The sequence below is a fragment of the Mogibacterium kristiansenii genome (genome assembly GCF_029224645.1).
GTDB lineage: Bacteria > Bacillota > Clostridia > Peptostreptococcales > Anaerovoracaceae > Mogibacterium_A > Mogibacterium_A kristiansenii.
Genome location: NZ_JAQXUZ010000002.1, coordinates 1 through 17953 on the forward strand (window position 1 = coordinate 1; position 17953 = coordinate 17953).

Below are 17953 nucleotides of genomic sequence, written 5' to 3' on the forward strand. Positions count from 1 at the left end.
TCTTTATAAAATAGTATCTGTTCAGCTTTCGCTGTTCAAATCAATCCTGATTTAAGATGACGCGTTCGCGTCTCGACTCGTTTCCGAATCATTATTGTTTGTGTTTAGAATTGTACAGGGACATCCGATTACAGTGTATGATTCGAAAATCATTTGTACATCGTTTGTCTCTTATACTGATCTTAGACAGAATCTCCATCGAAATGTGTTCCGTCTTTGACCGGTTCTGCACTATGAAGTTTTCAAGGTTCTCGCTGTCTCAAGTGAAACAGCTCATTTAGTATATCGCACCTTCAAGGCGTTGTCAAGCACTTTTTAATTTTTTTTAAAAAGTTTTGTTTCAGCCTTTCAGCGCTTCTCTCATGAATATTTTTCCTGAGAGCTTTTTTATTATACTGCTGCTGCAACCAAAAAGCAAGAACTTTTTTAATTTTATTTTATTCCTCCTCCATATCCTCCTCTCTACCTTGATATTCAAAGGTTTCCGCTACATTGCTCCCGTGACGTTCTTCCCTTCCCAGAAACGGCGGATACCCATACAGATAGTTTTTATATGCCCGCCGAGCCTTCAGAAAATTGTTCCGTCCGATTCCGTACGTAATGCCGGAGACGAAATTCATAGTGCTTTTACCCATGTTCTGTACATTATCAAAATTCACCACCAGCTTCTTCATCACCCGATAGAAGCTTTTCCCGGAAATAATCGGCACAATGTCCTCTATTTTTCCCCGGAAGATGTACTCCTGATGCTCAATAGTCATGATATGGAGCATGCTCTCAATCTGTTCGATGAATTCAATTTCATCCACCTTTATCTTGCAGTATCGCTCTTTCGTTATAATCGGGATTACGTCCTTGCTTCCATTACCGTCTTTTTCCATATTTCTCCCCCCTGGAATATCATCACTCTACACTCTCTTTTCCTGCTTCATGAAGTATTTTCATTCTAATACGAAAGAGGATAAAATCATATCCCTAAAAAATCGAGAAAAATCGAGATTTTCGAAAATGCAATTTTGCGGTTGTTCCATTGTACCTTTTGTGGTATATTCGAGGACGGTAGAGTAAATATCAAGCGTTAAGTTTCACAGAATGGGATGTTGTCTGTGACCGAAAACGACATGTTGCGGTTTGATATTGCATCCACTACTGCAAATATTATAGAGGAAATATAGAATCTCCTGATTATAATACCAGCAGTTTACGTTACTTCTTTTATTATAATCTTAAGGAGATTTTTTAATGGAAAGAAAAAGAACAAACACTGAAAAGCTCGTTATTACCGCCATTCTCATTGCGCTGGAAGTCATCTTGACCCGCTTCGTGGGCATCAGCACGCCGATGCTCCGAATCAGTTTCGGCTTTCTGCCGATGGTAATCGTCGCAATGTACTACGGTCCAATATGGGGCGGCGGCGCCTACGCGCTGGCCGACATTCTGGGAAGCCTCATTTTTCCAACCGGCGCCTACTTCCCGGGCTTCACGGTTTCCGCCTGCCTCACAGGCATCATCTACGGCCTTTTCCTGCACAAACGCAAGGTGACAGTGGGAACGAGTCTTGCAGCCGTCATCACAGTGGTATTGGGCATCAATCTTCTGGTGAATACCTTCTGGCTCACCATTATCCTGGGCAAAGGCTACATGGCAATGCTGCCGGCCAGATTCGTCAAAGAGCTCCTTTGCGTGCCAATCGACACCGCACTGATTCTCGTGCTGAGCAAAGCAACCCGGCAAATTTACCGACCGGCAGCTTAAAGGGCATTTAGCTGATTATTTCGTACATCCCTTCCGAGTCCTGTTTCTTGCAGGACTCGGTTAGTTTTTTGACCTGTACCGTCAATTCGCTGGTTCCAAAGGTTACCGTGATAAGGTCGTCCACCTTCACTTCCACCCCCGGCTTGGCCACTTTTCCGTTCACCTGAACGCGGCCCTGCTCGCAGGCTTCCTTCGCTACCGTTCTTCTTTTTATAATTCTAGAAATCTTCAAAAATTTATCCAGTCGCATTTTTTCTCCTATTCTTTTTCCGGTAAAAAAAGATTCGTTTGGCTCGGTCTACCGATTCAGGCTGTTCAGTATCTTTTTCCGAGCGTTATCGGTTTCCGTCATTACCTTTTCCAAGTCAATGGTGGTATATTCTCCATCCTGATACAGCACCTTTCCATCCACCATGGTGAGCCGCACATCTTTGCCGGACGCGGAGTACACAAGGTTGTTCAGCATGCTGTGCACCGGCTGCATGTTCGGCACATCCGCATCCACCACAATCAGGTCCGCCTTGAATCCTTCCTGAATCAGGCCGCAATCCTCCCGACCCTGAGACAGGGCGCCGGCTCTGGTGGCCGCATACAGCACATCTTCCGGCCGGACGATGGTATCCGCGCCGCCTTTTATTTTTTCCAGAAGGGCGAAGAGCTTCATCTCTTCGAAGAAGTCCAGATTGTTGTTGCTGGCAACGCTGTCGGTACCGAGAGCAAGCGACACCCCCGCCTTCAGGAGTTTTGGCGTGTCGCAAATTCCGCTGCCCAGTTTCAGATTGCTGGTGGCATTCACCGCAACCGTGGCTTTTCCCTCTGCCAGAATCTGCCGATCCTCGTCGTTCAGCCACACGCAATGGGCCGCCGTCACCGGAGAATCGAAGAATCCCATGTCCGACAGGTATTTTACCGGGGTGCGTCCGCCGTGGCGCTCCATGCATTCCCGCGTCTCTTTCTCCGTTTCCGACACGTGCACCTGAATCGGAACGCCGAACTCCCGGGCAACTTCCGCCACCGCCCGAACGGTCTGCTCATCGTTCGTGTATTCTGCATGAAGGCAGGCATCGGTGTGAATCCGACCATCTTCAAATCCGTCGTACATGAGAATCAAATCCTTCATGTTCTTGAAGGAAGGATTCTTTTCCGGCGCCGCTCCGGTGAAATTCGTTACGGAATGGCAGATGTTGCTCTTCATTCCGCTTTCCGAAATGCTGCGAATCATATCATCGCAGAACATATACATATCCGAGGTGGAAACGATGCCGTAACGGATGGATTCTGCCATGGTCAGGAGGGTGCTCCAATACACGCCCTTGCGGTACAACTTCGCCTCAAAAGGGAAAATCCGGTTGTTCAGCCACTCATCCAGCGGAAGGTTCTCTCCATAGCCTCGCATCAAACACATGGGGGAATGGCCGTGGGCATTGTAGAATCCCGGCAAAAGTACTTTTCCCGTTCCGTCATAGACCGGGCCGCCTTCACGGGTGATTTCCTCCGAAGGTTTTTCGGAACCGATATAGACAATCCGATTACCTTTGGTTACAACGGTCATATCCGACTGATACTGAAATGACGAATCGATCAATCCAATTTTTTCAAAAATCATCTGAGTTCCTCCTTTTGCTCTTCCGGTTCTTTTTTCTGCAGAATTCGAAGAAGCGTTAACACCTGCTTTAACACGTCGTTCGTACCCACGAACAGGCTCAGCGACGGTATTTTTCCGCTCTGAATCGTCAATTTTTTCCCCAGCGCCTGAGTGGCCATAACAAGCCCGTAGGCCGTTATGCGGTTCGTTTCGTAGAATGTGATCTGCACCCGATTACCCAGTTGTTTCAGGATTTCAATACCCAGGCGTTCCGATGCGCTTCGGATTTCCGCAATCCGAATCAGATTCACCATGACCTCCGGCATATCTCCATACCGATCCATCATCTCTTCCATTACATCATCTGCATCTTCTTCCGTCTCAATCTGGGCAATCTTTTTGTACGCCTGAAGCTTGAGGGTTTCGTCTCCGATATACTGCTTCGGAATCCGTGCCGGTACGTTGAACTCCAAGGTGCTCTCCGAACGGCTTTCGGTCACATCCTCCCCTTTCAAGCGGCTGACCGCCCGTTCGATTTCCTTGCAGTACAGCTCGTATCCGATACCTTCAATGTGACCGTGCTGCGCTTCTCCCAGCACGTTTCCGGCACCGCGAAGTTCCAGATCTCGCATGGCCAACTTGAAGCCCGCACCGAATTCCGTGAATTCCCGAATGGCCGCCAATCGTTTCCGGGCAATCTCCGTAAGGACCTTCTCCGGCTTATAGGTCAGATATGCGTACGCCAGGGTATCGGATCGGCCTACGCGGCCTCGGAGCTGATACAGCTGAGACAGACCCATTCGGTCCGCATCCAGGATGATGATGGTGTTGGCATTTGGAATGTCGATTCCCGTTTCGATAATCGTGGTGGATACCAGTACGTCCGTACGATGCTCCACGAAATCCACCATCACGTTCTCCAAGCTTCGCTCATCCAGCCGTCCGTGACCGACGCCAACCCGTGCCTGAGGCACCAATTCCTGAATGGTCTCCGCCACTTTTCGAATGCCTTTAATCCGATTGTAGATGACGAACACCTGACCGTTTCGGTTCAGTTCCCGTTCGATGACTTCCTGAATCAGGGTTTCATCTTCCGGCGTCACGTAAGTCTGCACCGGAAGACGATCCTGCGGCGGTTCCTCGATGGTGCTGATATTCTTAATTCCGGTTAAAGACATGTTCAGCGTCCGCGGAATCGGTGTGGCCGACAGGGTCAGTACATCGATGTTCTTCCGCAGCATCTTGATTTTTTCCTTGTGCTTCACGCCGAAGCGCTGCTCTTCATCGATGACCAGCAATCCCAAATCCTTGTACTTCACATCATCGGACAGCACTCGGTGAGTTCCGATGACCAGATCCAAGGTTCCTTTTTTCAGCTTTTCGATAATCTTCGTCTGTTCCGCATCCGTTCGGAAACGGGAGAGCATTTCAATTTCAAAAGGGAATTTCTCAAAACGCGCCTTTAGGGTATGGTAATGCTGATCCGCCAACAAAGTGGTGGGTGCCAGCAGAACCGCCTGACGTCCTTCGGAAATGCACTTGAAAATCGCCCGAGCCGCCACTTCCGTCTTTCCGTACCCCACATCACCGCAAAGCAGGCGATCCATCGGCAGCGGTTTCTCCATATCTTCCTTGATTTCCGCAATGGCCTGCAGCTGATCTTCCGTTTCCGTGTACGGAAAATCATCCTCGAATTCCCGCTGCCACACCGTGTCTTTGGAAAAGGCATATCCACCGGCCGCTTCCCGCTCCGCATAGAGTTTCACTAGATCCTCCGCAATTTCCATGACGGATTTTCGAACCCGATCCCGGGTACGCCGCCATTCTCCGCCGGAAAGCTTCGACAGGCGCGGTGCATTTCCTTCATTTCCGATATACCGCTGAATGATATCCAGCTGCTCCGTCGGAATGTACAACACATCCGATCCGGCGTAATGAATTTTCAGATAATCCTTCGCTTCTCCGTCCGTCTCCAGCGTCTTGATTCCTTCGAATCGACCGATTCCGTGAACCTCGTGTACCACGAAATCGCCCTTCTGAAGATCCGAGAAATCGATAGACGGAGATTTCTTTTTCTTTCGGCGAAGGGCTTTCTTCTGTCCCGGAAAAATATCATTTTCCGAAATATAACATAATCGTTCTTCTTCCAGAATTAGTCCGGCGCTTAAGTTTCCGGTATCGTATAAAAGATTTCCGTGAATGCCCCCTTCGTCCAGGTATTCCCGCAGCCGAGCTCCCCGTTCTTCCGTGGAGGACACCAGGTGCACTTCATAGCCCTTCTTCAGATACCCCTTGACAGAGGAGGCCAGCATCTGCAGCTGTCCGTTAAAGGGTGCCACCGGACGGCTTTCAATATTTTGAATTTCATCCAGCCGGTCCACGCCTTCGATACGCTCCGGAAAAGGAGTGGTAATCCGAATATTCTCACACTCCCGGTACATCCGAAGGAAGGAATCCTTGTCCTGATATTCCGGAATGGCTTCTCCGATTCGGGCCGGGTCGTACACCAGCACCAAACCGTTGTCCATATAGTTCCACATCCGGGTTTCCGGCACATCAAAATAGGATATGTATTCCGAAAAAATCGGCAGGTTGGTGCGGTTGCGGAACATCTCTCGGACGCGGCCCAACTCCTCTTCATACCGTTCGATTCGGCCGTCTTTCAGATTTTCTTTTTCCCGCTGCTCCTTCAGCTCGTCAATTCGCTTCCGGTACTCTTTTTCAATCCGCACTAAGGCTTTCTCCACCGCTTCCGGTTCCGGCATGAATTCCACCGCCGGGACGATTTGGAATTGCGAAATGGACTCTACGGATCGCTGGGAAACGGAATCGAAAGTTCGCAGGGAGTCGATTTCCGTATCGAAGAATTCGATTCGCACCGGGTTCTCCATGGAAGGGGAATATACATCAATGATATCGCCTCGTCCGCTGAATTCTCCGGGGGCGGAGGTAACGCTGTTGTACTCGTATCCGGCTTGAACCAGAAAGTTCTTCAGCTCATCCGGATCCACCTCATCCCCCAGCCGGAGCATTCGCCGATACTTCAGAAAATGCGCTTTTTCATCCACCGGCGGAAGCAAGGCGGAAATCGGCACGATAACAACATCGTGGGAAGTTCCCACCAATGACTCCATGCCGCGAATTCGCCGCACCAATTCGTCCTTGTCTCGGGCTTCGTAGAGAAAATGAAAATCTTCTTTTTCCGGAAGTGCCTGAACCGAAATATCGGGTACAAAAAAAGAAATATCTTCCCTGAGCCTGTCCGCAACAAGGCCGGAAGATACCACGATTAATGTTGAGTTGTAATTCTTTATTTCTTTGGAAGCGAGGTAAGCGACACGACTGCCGCTTACCCCTGTGAAGTTAATGATCATCCTTTTTTTCGCTCTTTCTTGTATTATGGATGTTCATCGCATTTTCAATTCCAATGCGAATAATATCCGCTGCCGCAGATGCTGCTGCCTCTGCCGCTTCGTTCAGAATTTGCTGTTCATCCTTCCCCACTTTTCCAATGACAAATTGGATGGTGGAACCGTCACTGCTGCCGATTCCCACCCGAACCCGGGGGAATTTCCGAGATCCCAGTTCCTGAATCACGGACTTCATTCCATTATGTGTTCCGGGACCGCCGCTTTTTCGAACACGAATCGACCCGATGGGCAGATCGAAATCATCGTAAATTACGATTAAATTCTCTTCCGGGATTTTATAGAAATTCATAATCTCCCGAACCGACTGCCCGCTGAGGTTCATATAGGTCTGAGGCTTCAGTAAAATTACCTTTTCGCTTCCGATGCGTCCCTCTCCGATTAAGCCTTTGAATTTGGCCCGATTCACATCAATTCCGAATTCCGATGCCATGGCATCGATGGCCTTGAACCCCATATTGTGTCTTGTGTTCTCATACTTTGAGCCCGGATTACCTAGTCCTACAATGATATACATGGATTAGTTAAACATTGCACTGACAGAACCGTGCGTATATACTCTGGAAATCGTTTCAGCGAAAATCGGTGCAGCGGAGAGAATGGTCATCTTGTCAATTTTCTTCTCTTCCGGAATCGGCAATGTGTTCAGAATTACCAGTTCCTTAATCGCACTTTTTTCCAATCTCTCGATAGCCGGACCGGACAGTACGCCGTGGGTAGCACATGCGTATACTTCTTTTGCGCCCATGTCCTTGATGGCATTTGCCGCATTGGTGATGGTTCCTGCGGTATCGATCATATCATCGAGAATGATACAGTTCTTACCCTTGATATCTCCGATGATGTTCATGATTTCGCTCTTGTTCGGCTCCGGTCTTCTCTTGTCCACGATCGCAATCGGGCAGTTCATGCGCTCTGCCATGTTTCTTGCTCTCGGTACGCTTCCGTGGTCCGGAGATACGATAACGACGTCTTCCATCTCCTTCTTAATGAAGTATTCCGTCAGAGTCGGCAGTCCGATCATATGGTCTACCGGAATGTCGAAATATCCCTGAATCTGGTTTGCGTGAAGATCCATGGTGATCACCCGGTCCACACCGGCTGCTACCAGCAGGTCTGCCACCAGCTTTGCCGTAATCGGATCTCTGGCCTTTGCTTTTCTGTCCTGACGAGCATAACCGTAATACGGAATTACCGCATTGATGCTGCCTGCAGACGCTCTCTTCATGGCATCCACCATGATCAGGAGTTCCATCAGATTGTCGTTTACCGGATTTCCGGTAGACTGAATGATGAATACATCCTTGTCACGAACGGACTCCCAGATGCTGACAGAAATCTCACCGTCGCTGAACTTGCTAACGGTTGCCTTTCCCAGTTCTACGCCCATCAGATCTGCAATTTCCTTTGCCAACTCCGGATGCGAGTTGCATGCGAAAAGTTTCATGTTGGAAAAAGCCTTTGTTTCCATGTGTATATACCCCCTAAGCATATATTAGAAATAAAAAATTAAGTAACGATTGTCCTACTGGTCCTTCTTGAGAATCTTTCTCTTGGATACCCAGCCTTCTTTATTCTCCGCGCGAACGCGTCCAATGCAAAGCGCATCGGAAGGAACGTCTTCCGTTATGGTGGTTGCCGCTGCCACATAGACACCGTCGCCCACGTTTACCGGTGCAACCAGGTTCGAATTGCAGCCGATAAAGCTGTCATCTCCCACCTTTGAGCGATATTTCTTCGCGCCGTCGTAGTTCACGAATACCACGCCGCAACCCAGATTTACATTCTTTCCGACATCCGCATCACCGATATAGGTTAAATGAGAGGATTTGCTCCCGTCGCCGAAAGTGGAATTCTTCACTTCCACGAAGTCGCCCACCTTACATTCATTGCCGATTACGCTTCCCGGACGAATATAGGCAAAAGGTCCCACCGTGGTGTTCTCTCCCACCTTACTGTCCAGAATGTATGAGGTCTGAACCTTCGTTCCGGCACCGATTTCTGCATTCTCCAGGTAAGAGGACTGTCCGATAAATGCCTCCCGATGGATTACAGTATTTCCTTTCAGGGTAACATTGCAGGCGATAAAAGCTCCTTCTTCAATTACCACAGAGTCGTCGATATACGCGTTGTAAATATCTTGAAAAATGACTCCGTCTTCTTCCATACGTTTCCGGTTCGCCTGAATTCGCTCGCTTTCCCGGGAACGATACTCTTCAAAATTCATCTATTCTCCTTTGCTCTCATCGGTGCGCAGCATCTTTCCGATCTTGTAGACATCACCGGCACCCATCGTAATAATGATATCATCTTTTCCGGCATTTTTACCAACATATTCTGCAATGCTTTCAAAATCGCCCATGTATCGAATATCCTTATCCGGATGTTTCTCCTGCATGGCCTCCTCCAGCTTCTGAGAAGATACGTTGTAGACATCCTTCTCCCTCGCAGCGTAGATATCCGTAATAATCAGATGATCCACCATTCCGAAGGAATCCACGAAATCATCGAACAATGCTTTTGTTCTGGTGTACGTGTGAGGCTGGAAGATGCACCACAAATCGTTGTGGCGAATGTTCTTTGCCGCACTCAGTGTCGCCTTGATTTCCGTCGGGTGGTGAGCATAATCGTCGATTATTTTTGCACCGATTTCAGTATAGCCGGTAAAATCAAAACGGCGATGCGTTCCTCGATAGGAAAGCAGGGTGTCCGTAATGACCTCCGTATCCACGCCAAGGTAATGTGCCGTCGCAAAAGCGGCCATGGAATTCAGCACGTTGTGTTCGCCCGGCACGCTGAGATGCACGTGGCACAGCATCTCGCCCTTGTAGTGCAGGTCGTATTCCGGGAATCCGTTATCATCGAACTGAATGTTCACCGCGCAGTAATCACTGCTTTCCGTATATCCATAGGTAATTCGGTTTTCCATACCCTGAAGCACGTCCCGAACAAACGGATTTCCGTCAAAGGCAATTACCACGCCCTCCTTCGGAATCTGCTCCACGAACTGACGGAAGGACTTCTTGATATTATTGATGTTCTTGAAATAATCCAGATGATCGGAATCGATGTTCAGCAGCACCCCGATACGAGGACGCAGATGCAGGAAGCTGTCCATGTACTCACAGGCCTCTGTGACAAAGTACTCGTTCTCCCCGATTTCCACGTTTCCGTTAATCTCATCCAGATTTCCGCCAACCAGAATCGTCGGCTTGTACTTCGCGTTCCGCAGAATCAGGGAAGTCATGGATGTTACCGTGGTCTTTCCGTGAGTTCCACAAATCGCCACGCTGTTCTTGTAATGCTCCATAATCATTCCCAGAACCTCTGCACGGCTGAAACATGGAATGCCCAGTTCTTTCGCGCGAACCATTTCCGGCTTCTCTGCCGAAACCGCTGCGGAATACACGACGGCATCCACACCGTCCACATTGTCGGCACGATGCTCATACACCACGCGAATGCCCACGCTTTCCAAATGTCGGGTCACGTCGGTTTCATTTAAATCCGTTCCGGACACGATATGTCCGTTATTCTGTAGAATCTCGGCAACCGCAGAAAGTCCGATTCCGCCGATTCCGAGACAATGTATTCTTTTGTAATTTGAAATGCTCTCCAATCAACACACCTCCTGATGAATCATACAGAATTATTATAGAGTATTTTTCACCGTAATACAAGAATACGGCTCCCCTTAATCCGGTCATTTTTTCAATTGTCATTTTAAAACCCCTTTTAAAAAAATGAACTGAGAAATATAACACTCTGATTAGAATTCCATTGATTTTTTTGTTCTGTCGTTATATAATATCGTTGGAAAACGTGTAGGAACAATCCATATTAGGAAGGCTATTGATGAAAATTACAGACGTACGCATACGAAAGATTACCGATGATGAGAAGATGAAGGCCGTCGTTTCCATTACAATCGACAACGAATTCGTCGTTCACGACATCAAGATCATCAACGGAAGCAATGGCGAATTTATCGCCATGCCCAATAAGAGGTTAGGAAATGGCGATTTCCGCGATATCGCTCACCCCCTCACTGCAAAGACCCGCGAAAAAATTTGCGACGCAATTTTTGAAGAATACCACCGGGTGTTGGAGGAACAGGAATCGGATCATCGATTCGAAGAATCCCTCTTGCAGGAAGATGAAAAATAATTTCATAACAAGAAACGAGAAAAGGCGAGTGCTTCCAGCTTTAAAGAGAGCTGAGGTACTCGCCTTTTATTATTCTTATAATTAATTTTTATGACGTTCTCTGTCTAAATTCCGCGAACCACAATCCCGCTCTCCAGCGCCATCACCGCAAGCTGAGTTCGGGTGGTACAGCCCGTCTTCTGAAACATGCTTTTTACGTGTTTTTTTATGGTATGTACCGACAGGTTCAACCGCTCTGCAATCATCTCATCCGTATCTCCGCTAATCAGTTCCCGAAGTACATCCAATTCCCTTTCTGTAAACTCCGAGCTAGTAGCTAGTCCCATATTGGAAGTAGGACTTTGATCCGGGTAGATGGATTCTCCCATCATAGTCCGATTCATAATATCCAGCAGTTTATTTTCAAAAGGATCTTTGTACCAGAAGCTGTCCACTCCGCCCTCTCGAGCGCGTTCTATGAAACTGCATTCCAGAAGGCTGGTGATGATAATAATCCGAATCTGCGGAAACAGCTTCTTAATCTTAATGGCTGCATCCAGTCCGCTGGCATGGAGAGCGGTGCACACATCCATCAGAATCAAATCGATGGCTTCCGTCATGCAATAGACTTCCGCAACGGAAGCACTTTCCACCGATACCGCCAAGTGATAGGACTCGTCGGAAGTTACCATAATTTCCAGAAGGCGCCTCGCCATCGGATCGTCTTCTACAATCATTACATTATACATAGTCGCGACCTCCTTTTGGCATAATAATTTCAACTTGGAAGTATTCTCCGGAAGCAACCGACATTATTCCGCCCAGTTCCTCCACCTTCTTTCGAAGCCCCGAAAGGCCGCCGCCCTCAACAACGTTGCCGGAACCGACCTTCGCTTCCTCCTTCACCTCGTTGTAGAAAAGCATTCGGTAATTCATGGGTTCATCTTCGATAATCACCCACAGTTCCCGGGCATCCGCATGGCGCACCGCATTGGTCAGCATTTGAATTCCGCTGGCGGCAATCAACTCCCGAACCGACGGTGTTTTCGGTATCGACCCATCCAGACGAACCGCAACGCCTACTTTTCGGGCCGCATCCAGGAAGTACTTCATCCCGTCATCCGGTTCCACCACATCCTCGTCGTACTGCAGCATTCTCACCGTTCTCTTCCAATTCTCGCGAATCGCTTCGCGCCGGGCCTCATCCCCCTTATCGTAGAACAGGTACTTAGTTACCATCAGATTCTGCCCGATTGTGTCATGAATCCGCATCTTCGTATCCAGCCATTCCTTTGCCGTCGCCAAAGATTCCACCGACGTTCCGTATTCCTGAAGTCTGTGATTGATTTCCTCTAATTTCCGGTTCTCATTCCTCCGCTTCTCCAGAAGCAGCTCCAGTTCCGTGGTATCGATTGCAACAATCTGCAGAATCTCTTCCCCATCGGTCTTCAACAGTTCCTTTTGAAAGCTCCATGTGCGGCCATCCGGGAATCGCAGCAAGGGAATTCCGTCTCTCTCCGTTCGGCAAATGCCCTCCCGGTTTCCCGCCTGCACCTGAGCAAAGAATTCGTTGGCATTCATCACCGGTTGATCGGCAATCCGATAGCTCAGTTCATCCATCCGGGCATTCACCAAATAGGGATGGCCATCCAGTCGGCTGAAGCACAAGCCGATTGGGAATTTATTGGTACTCTCCTGAATGGAGAACCGGCTGATTTTCTGATTCCTGGATTGGGCGGTGTAGAGATCGGTTTTCATGCTCATAAAAACCGCCAGCACAATCGGCATCAGTACCCACGCCTTGGGAAAATCCATGTCCACGCCTCCGGTAAACAGCAGCAGAAACCAGGAATCCACGGCGAAGAGCAGCAGTGCCATCAGCAAGTCCCGCATCATCCGCTTTCCCCGTGCCATCAATACACCGATTACGACGAAAAGGCTCGTCGCCCAGTTTAGAAACATGAAAATCAAATCCACCGACTGAACAATCGTGCCGAAGTCCCCGAAACCACTCATTGTTCCGTTCCTCCTGTTCCCACTTCCACTCGAATCCGAATATCCCTCTCCTGAATCTGGATATCGCAAGGCAAACCGAATTCTTCCATAAAAACAGTTTTCGCATCTCCCAGCACGTCCGGCGTTCCGTCTACGTTGAACGCCACATACCCAGCGTTGTCTTGAATTGCCACGGTAATGATAAACGCCCGAATGGTCTTCCAAACCTGTTCCAACAGCCATTCCGCCGCATCGTATAACCGCACCGCATTTTCTTTATCGATATATCCGGCACCTCGACAAATCATATTTCCCGGAACCCGACATAATTTCAAATTCTCCATGGATTCCTGCAGGGACAGTTCCAGCTCTCGGACCGGAATTTGACCCGATTCCTCTCCCAGAAGAATTAGATTGCTCCTCCGTTTAATATAGGTTCCCAGCACACAGATTTGCATCCACCCCTCAATGGAATCCACATCCATCTGTTCCAGCAGAGTCTCCAACTGACTGAGCTTTGGGTGGATTTCACTCCGAATGGAATCGTACAAACGAATCTGTTCGTTAATTCGCGCTTTTTCTTCCTGCAGTTTCACCTCGCTTTGCAACAGCCGGTTCTTCTCCCGCAACTGCTCCCGAATGCTCTGCAGTTCCTGCATCGTTTTCCGAACATCCGAAATATTCTCATTCCAGAATACGTATCCGCCTCGAATTTTCGTTCCCGCCAAACGAAATTTATCAAAGTTAATGGGACGAATCAGTGCCTGCAACAGCGTTTTTTTGTTGAGCACCCGAGCCCCTTCGGACCTGTAGATGATATTCAGCTGCGAATCCGTAATCTTGGCTCCCACCGTGGAATATCGGAACAGCATGGCGTGGTTGCTGTTGGACGGGATAATGGAGAGCGCAATGCAGAGCTCCCAAGTCGCCAGTATCATTACCGTCAATGCGGCCGTCATATCCCCCGCGAACCAATAGATGAAGCGCGCCTTCCGAATATAGAGGATGGAATATCCAATCATCACCAAAATCGGCAGGAATACAATACTGTTTCGCCATCTCAGCTTACTTCTGTGTCTCCTTAGAAATAAAATTGCAAAGAACAGTGTCACTTCCGCCAGAATCCAACCGATGACGCAGTAGTACGCCGGTCCATAGGTGTAATCCGCTAACGGATTTTCCGCTCCCGGAGGAAAGATAAACACCTTTTGATGAAAGGAATTGGTCAAAACCACAGCAATTGCGATGGTGGAAGGAATGTACAGAAGGCGATATCCCCACGGAATCCGGTAATCCTCCCTTTTGCCCAGACAACAGGCAACGAAAACCGCCATCTGAGGAATGAGTACCATCGGGATATAGAACCCGTACCAGCAGATGCAACTGCCGTTCATGCTGTGCACGTAATTGTACTTGCAGGTCCGCAATCCAAACCAGAACAGAAGCAGGAATCCGGTCATCATCAGATAGTTTCGAACCTGACTCTGACGAATCCGAAAGCGAATGGACAGCATCCACATATAGATTAGCGAAAGGTAAATTCCGGTGCGAAGCAGCGACAGGGCATTCCACACCAAGTCGCTGAGATCCTCTGTCTTAGTCAGATAACGGCAAACCATGGCCACCGCAATCATGGCCGCCGCAATTCCGAATTTCAGAATTCCGCGCGGATACTCCGACCTCATACCGCACTCCTTTCCGTCACCACCGTCACCGGGTTTTATCAGTCATACACGTATATCAGGGTTCCCGCATCGATGTATCCAAACAGCTGCTTTGCCTTTGCCGGAGGCATATTGACACAGCCATGAGATCCGCCGCTCTGATAAATGCTGCCTCCGAAGCTGCTCCGCCACGGCGCATCGTGCAGTCCGATGCCGCCGTTGAACGGCATCCAATAACTTACCTTAGACGCATAATCCGTTCCGTCTCCGTTGGATCCCTTCAGCGTTACATTGCGCTCCTTATACGCTAGCCGGAAGATTCCCCGAGGGGTCGCATGGTTCGGTCCTCCCGTTACCACCGACGTCTTCAGCTTCACCTTTCCCTTCTGAACGTAATAAACCTTCTGACCGGAGATGCTCACCTCCACCCGGGTACTTAAATCCTGATTGGACGCTTTCAGATACAAAATTCCTTTTTCTTTGGACTTCGCAGCCTTCAGAATCGATTCCGCCGTTTTCTTCTCATCCACGCTGCTCTTGATTCCGTAATTGATAAGGCTCTTCGCCCCTTCTTCCGTCTCCACCGTGTACACGTCCTGGGAATAATTCTTCGCCAGTTCCTTTGCCACCTTCTGAGCGCCTTCTTCACTGTATTCCGGACCATCCTCCGTGTAGAGAATCACCTTCGACAGCTGTTTCGGTGTTATTTTCACCGTATCTCCGGAATCTGCCCGCAAAGTCAATCCATCGGCCAGATAGTATTTCGCAAACTTCAGCTCCTTCTGGAGATCGTCGAATTTCACCTTTGGCGTTGCGATGTAGTCTTTACTTTTAAATGTAAAAACAATTTCGTTCGGCGACTGTTCCCGGTTCTCTGCCACATCCTTCGTCAAGGCTTCCACATCCAGCGTATCCCCCTGAACTTCCCGTACAATCCGCATGGTCTCGTAGTCGATATAGGCATCCTTTGTTTCTACGGTTCCTTTGTGATCCGGAATCGCCTTCCGAATCCGCTTCGCCGTTTCCTTCTCTCCGCCGATCACCTTTAGGGGCACGGTATAATTTGCACCGCTGCCCATGTAATTTCTCGGATCCACCACGGACAGCGCCTGACGGTTCTTCAGCGTATCCTTGATTTCGTACTTAAATTGGGTTTTTACGGTTACCGCATCCCGATCATCTTCCTTTAATTCAACCTTATTTGCTTCCCGATTGATTTTTTCCTCTGCTTCCCGAACGGTCAATCCGCCAACGGATACCCCGTCCACCTTCGCATTGTTCGGAAATTCTTTTACCGTTGAAATTCGGTATGCGGCAAAGCCACCGATTACCAGAACGACTGCCAGAATGCCTCTGGCAATCTTCTTTTTTCGCCGGTTCTTTTTTTCGTCCTTCTTCACAGTCTCTTGTTCATTTCTCTCTGTTCGCATCACATTTACCTATCTGCACACATTATTGATTGATTACTACAGTTCAAACGTATTCACATGGACATCTTCCGGCTCCTCCGAAGTGTCCCGTGTCTTGATTTCGCCGGAACGGATGGCCAGGTACAGCTCTGCATCCGATGCATACTTGTACGGGTTCGCAAAGAAAATTCCCACGATGCCCAGGGTGCACATCGACAGCAGAATCCAGCCGATAAAGGAAAAGTCGTAGATGAACGCATTCAATTTGTGACCCTCCATCATTTTCTTGGAGTAATCCAACGCTTCCCTTGGTCCCAGTTCCGGCTTCTCGCTGAGAATATACGGAACCATTCGGTACTGGTAGGACATAATCACACCCGGAATGATAAAGAGAATCACTCCAAGTATCACGAACACATTCCGAAGCAGAATGGTGCCCACATTGTTTCCGTAATTGTGACTAAAGCCGTAGCCCATCTCCGAAACCGATGCCGGCTGAAGCTGATTCAGCAGGAAGAACCGGCTGCAGCCCACCTCTAATGCGCCGAACACCAGGATACCGATAGCCAGTCCCACCGCGGCGCCGCCGATAACCTTCGGCGTGGTGATGAATCCCAAGAGTGTGGCCGGGTCCATGTAATTCTCCTCAATCTGCCGGGTAATTTGCTGTTCGTTGCCGCTAAGTCCGCCGCTTACCAACGTAAAAAGCAGCGATACCACGACGCAATTCCAATAATTTCTTTTGAATCCGGCTTTTCCTTTTGCTTTCACTTCAACGCGATTCCACATGTATTCTTTCCATCCTTCCGTATTTCAAAGTTATTGAAGATTTTCCGGATTCAGGCACCGTAAATCCTCCGGCAGGAAGATTCCGTCCTTCCGAATCAGCTCTCCGTCGAACCATATCTCACCGCCGCCGTAATCCGCTCGCTGAATCAGCACCAAATCCCAGTGAACCGCCGATTCATTTCCATTGGGCGCATCCTCGTAACACATTCCGGGCGTCAGGTGGATGCTTCCGCAGATCTTTTCGTCAAACAGGGTTTCCTTCATGGGATGCAACACGTATGGGTTGACCCCGATGGCAAATTCTCCAAAGTACCGTGCGCCCGCATCCGTATCTAGGATTCGGTTGATCCGCTCCTCATCGTTACAGGTGGCGTGAACAATCTTGCCATCTCTAATCTCAAAACGGATATTTTCAAAGGTGAATCCCTGTTCCTCCGACGGCGTATTGTAGGTAATCACGCCGTTCATGGAATCCTTTACCGGTGCGGTATACACCTCTCCGTCCGGGATATTGCATTCACCGGCACACTTCACCGAAGGAATACCTTTAACGGAGAAGGTCACATCCGTTCCCGGTGCCACGATTCTCACTTGATCCGTCTCATCCATCCGCTTCTTCAGCGCATCCATGGCGCGATTCATTTTGGAATAATTCAGAGTGCACACGTTGTAGTAGAATTCCTCGAAAGCCTCCTGGCTCCGGTTCATGCGCTGCGCCATCGCCGGTGTCGGGTATCTCAGAATCACCCACTTTGTGTGGTCCACCCGTTCATTCAAGCTCGGTGCCGTGTATTTTTCATACAGGTGGTATTTCTCCGCCGGCACATCGCTGAACTCCGCCGCATTGGCCGCCGCCCGAATCCCGATATAGGCATCCATCTGTTTCATCAGATACAAATCCGCATCGTCCTGAATTTTCACCTGCTCCTCACTGCATCCCATCAGGAATTCACGAGTGACAATCGGATGATCGCATTTCACAAAAGGAACTCCCGCTGCAGCGTAGACTTCCCGCACAATTCTTTTTACCAGGGGAACGCACTCCTCCCCGGTGTAATCGATTAATACTTTTTCTCCCGGCTGAATCCGGACGGAATAATTCACAAGCATTTGTGCCAGTTTGTTATCCCTTGGATCGTTCATTTCCGGTCACCTCCCAGTTTTCTCTGTATACGTAAATTA

The 17953-nt window shown here is 48.9% G+C and carries 16 protein-coding genes and 1 riboswitch; of the genes, 2 read left to right on the top strand and 14 right to left on the bottom strand.

All coding sequences use genetic code 11. The annotated features are described in order from the left end of the window. Positions 1-437: 437 nt before the first annotated feature. Positions 438-881: a LytTR family transcriptional regulator DNA-binding domain-containing protein gene (locus PUE40_RS00835; RefSeq protein WP_154554345.1), complete on the bottom strand. Its 444-nt coding sequence runs from the start codon at positions 879-881 to the stop codon at positions 438-440. 177 nt (positions 882-1058) lie between these two features. Further along, positions 1059-1151: riboswitch (THF riboswitch) on the top strand. Positions 1152-1242: 91 nt separating this feature from the next. On the opposite strand from PUE40_RS00835, the gene PUE40_RS00840 reads away from it, so the two are divergent. Beyond that, positions 1243-1755: a folate family ECF transporter S component gene (locus PUE40_RS00840; protein WP_154554344.1), complete on the top strand. Its 513-nt coding sequence runs from the start codon at positions 1243-1245 to the stop codon at positions 1753-1755. Between the two features lie 7 nt (positions 1756-1762). Here PUE40_RS00840 and PUE40_RS00845 read toward each other — a convergent pair whose 3' ends face one another. The 7 genes from PUE40_RS00845 to murC are packed head-to-tail and all read right to left on the bottom strand — an operon-like array spanning position 1763 to position 10387. Then, positions 1763-2005 (bottom strand): RNA-binding S4 domain-containing protein, encoded by a 243-nt coding sequence (locus PUE40_RS00845; protein ID WP_154554343.1) that lies wholly within the window; start codon positions 2003-2005, stop codon positions 1763-1765. 48 nt (positions 2006-2053) lie between these two features. Then, the gene (locus tag PUE40_RS00850; protein WP_154554342.1) at positions 2054-3361 is read right to left on the bottom strand and encodes an amidohydrolase; all 1308 of its coding nucleotides are present in this window, start codon (positions 3359-3361) and stop codon (positions 2054-2056) included. Then, complete coding sequence (gene mfd / locus PUE40_RS00855) at positions 3358-6714, bottom strand: transcription-repair coupling factor (RefSeq protein ID WP_277671607.1); 3357 nt, start codon at positions 6712-6714, stop codon at positions 3358-3360. Before mfd ends, PUE40_RS00850 begins: the two co-directional genes overlap by 4 nt. Then, the gene (gene pth, locus PUE40_RS00860; protein WP_154554340.1) at positions 6704-7285 is read right to left on the bottom strand and encodes an aminoacyl-tRNA hydrolase; all 582 of its coding nucleotides are present in this window, start codon (positions 7283-7285) and stop codon (positions 6704-6706) included. Before pth ends, mfd begins: the two co-directional genes overlap by 11 nt. Before the next feature lie 3 nt (positions 7286-7288). Next, positions 7289-8239 carry a ribose-phosphate diphosphokinase gene (locus PUE40_RS00865; protein WP_154554339.1) on the bottom strand — a complete coding sequence of 317 codons (951 nt, stop codon included), beginning with the start codon at positions 8237-8239 and terminating at the stop codon, positions 7289-7291. 54 nt (positions 8240-8293) lie between these two features. Continuing rightward, positions 8294-8995: a DapH/DapD/GlmU-related protein gene (locus PUE40_RS00870; RefSeq protein WP_154554338.1), complete on the bottom strand. Its 702-nt coding sequence runs from the start codon at positions 8993-8995 to the stop codon at positions 8294-8296. Then, positions 8996-10387 carry a UDP-N-acetylmuramate--L-alanine ligase gene (murC, locus tag PUE40_RS00875; RefSeq protein WP_154554337.1) on the bottom strand — a complete coding sequence of 464 codons (1392 nt, stop codon included), beginning with the start codon at positions 10385-10387 and terminating at the stop codon, positions 8996-8998. Between the two features lie 236 nt (positions 10388-10623). Between murC and spoVG the strand changes: the two genes are divergently transcribed. Then, on the top strand, positions 10624-10935 hold the full coding sequence (gene spoVG / locus PUE40_RS00880; RefSeq protein WP_277671608.1) for a septation regulator SpoVG: 312 nt from the start codon (positions 10624-10626) through the stop codon (positions 10933-10935). Positions 10936-11039: 104 nt separating this feature from the next. Here the strand turns inward: spoVG and PUE40_RS00885 are convergent, their stop codons facing one another. Genes PUE40_RS00885 through PUE40_RS00910 form a run of 6 tightly spaced genes read right to left on the bottom strand, consistent with a single transcriptional unit; the run spans position 11040 to position 17914 of the window. After that, positions 11040-11663 carry a response regulator transcription factor gene (locus PUE40_RS00885; protein WP_154554335.1) on the bottom strand — a complete coding sequence of 208 codons (624 nt, stop codon included), beginning with the start codon at positions 11661-11663 and terminating at the stop codon, positions 11040-11042. After that, positions 11656-12930, bottom strand: coding sequence for a sensor histidine kinase (locus PUE40_RS00890; protein WP_277671609.1), 1275 nt, complete (start codon positions 12928-12930; stop codon positions 11656-11658). Before PUE40_RS00890 ends, PUE40_RS00885 begins: the two co-directional genes overlap by 8 nt. Continuing rightward, complete coding sequence (locus PUE40_RS00895; RefSeq protein ID WP_277671610.1) at positions 12927-14594, bottom strand: histidine kinase N-terminal 7TM domain-containing protein; 1668 nt, start codon at positions 14592-14594, stop codon at positions 12927-12929. The genes PUE40_RS00890 and PUE40_RS00895 overlap by 4 nt, the downstream gene beginning before the upstream one ends. A 38-nt stretch (positions 14595-14632) precedes the next feature. Then, a complete protein-coding gene (locus PUE40_RS00900; RefSeq protein ID WP_277671611.1) occupies positions 14633-16003 on the bottom strand; it encodes a L,D-transpeptidase in 1371 nt (456 codons plus the stop codon). Positions 16004-16039: 36 nt separating this feature from the next. Continuing rightward, the gene (locus PUE40_RS00905; RefSeq protein ID WP_277671612.1) at positions 16040-16771 is read right to left on the bottom strand and encodes a DUF975 family protein; all 732 of its coding nucleotides are present in this window, start codon (positions 16769-16771) and stop codon (positions 16040-16042) included. Between the two features lie 30 nt (positions 16772-16801). After that, complete coding sequence (locus tag PUE40_RS00910; protein WP_154554330.1) at positions 16802-17914, bottom strand: aminopeptidase; 1113 nt, start codon at positions 17912-17914, stop codon at positions 16802-16804. Between the last annotated feature and the right edge of the window lie 39 nt (positions 17915-17953).

Excerpts from the sequence above, each read along its gene's own strand:
- spoVG (WP_277671608.1), top strand. The coding sequence starts at position 10,624 with ATGAAAATTACAGACGTACGCATACGAAAGATTACCGATGATGAGAAG.
- PUE40_RS00835 (WP_154554345.1), bottom strand. The coding sequence starts at position 881 with ATGGAAAAAGACGGTAATGGAAGCAAGGACGTAATCCCGATTATAACG.
- PUE40_RS00885 (WP_154554335.1), bottom strand. The coding sequence starts at position 11,663 with ATGTATAATGTAATGATTGTAGAAGACGATCCGATGGCGAGGCGCCTT.
- PUE40_RS00840 (WP_154554344.1), top strand. The coding sequence starts at position 1,243 with ATGGAAAGAAAAAGAACAAACACTGAAAAGCTCGTTATTACCGCCATT.
- PUE40_RS00900 (WP_277671611.1), bottom strand. The coding sequence starts at position 16,003 with ATGCGAACAGAGAGAAATGAACAAGAGACTGTGAAGAAGGACGAAAAA.
- pth (WP_154554340.1), bottom strand. The coding sequence starts at position 7,285 with ATGTATATCATTGTAGGACTAGGTAATCCGGGCTCAAAGTATGAGAAC.
- mfd (WP_277671607.1), bottom strand. The coding sequence starts at position 6,714 with ATGATCATTAACTTCACAGGGGTAAGCGGCAGTCGTGTCGCTTACCTC.
- PUE40_RS00870 (WP_154554338.1), bottom strand. The coding sequence starts at position 8,995 with ATGAATTTTGAAGAGTATCGTTCCCGGGAAAGCGAGCGAATTCAGGCG.
- PUE40_RS00910 (WP_154554330.1), bottom strand. The coding sequence starts at position 17,914 with ATGAACGATCCAAGGGATAACAAACTGGCACAAATGCTTGTGAATTAT.
- PUE40_RS00890 (WP_277671609.1), bottom strand. The coding sequence starts at position 12,930 with ATGAGTGGTTTCGGGGACTTCGGCACGATTGTTCAGTCGGTGGATTTG.
- PUE40_RS00905 (WP_277671612.1), bottom strand. The coding sequence starts at position 16,771 with ATGTGGAATCGCGTTGAAGTGAAAGCAAAAGGAAAAGCCGGATTCAAA.
- PUE40_RS00895 (WP_277671610.1), bottom strand. The coding sequence starts at position 14,594 with ATGAGGTCGGAGTATCCGCGCGGAATTCTGAAATTCGGAATTGCGGCG.
- PUE40_RS00850 (WP_154554342.1), bottom strand. The coding sequence starts at position 3,361 with ATGATTTTTGAAAAAATTGGATTGATCGATTCGTCATTTCAGTATCAG.
- PUE40_RS00845 (WP_154554343.1), bottom strand. The coding sequence starts at position 2,005 with ATGCGACTGGATAAATTTTTGAAGATTTCTAGAATTATAAAAAGAAGA.
- PUE40_RS00865 (WP_154554339.1), bottom strand. The coding sequence starts at position 8,239 with ATGGAAACAAAGGCTTTTTCCAACATGAAACTTTTCGCATGCAACTCG.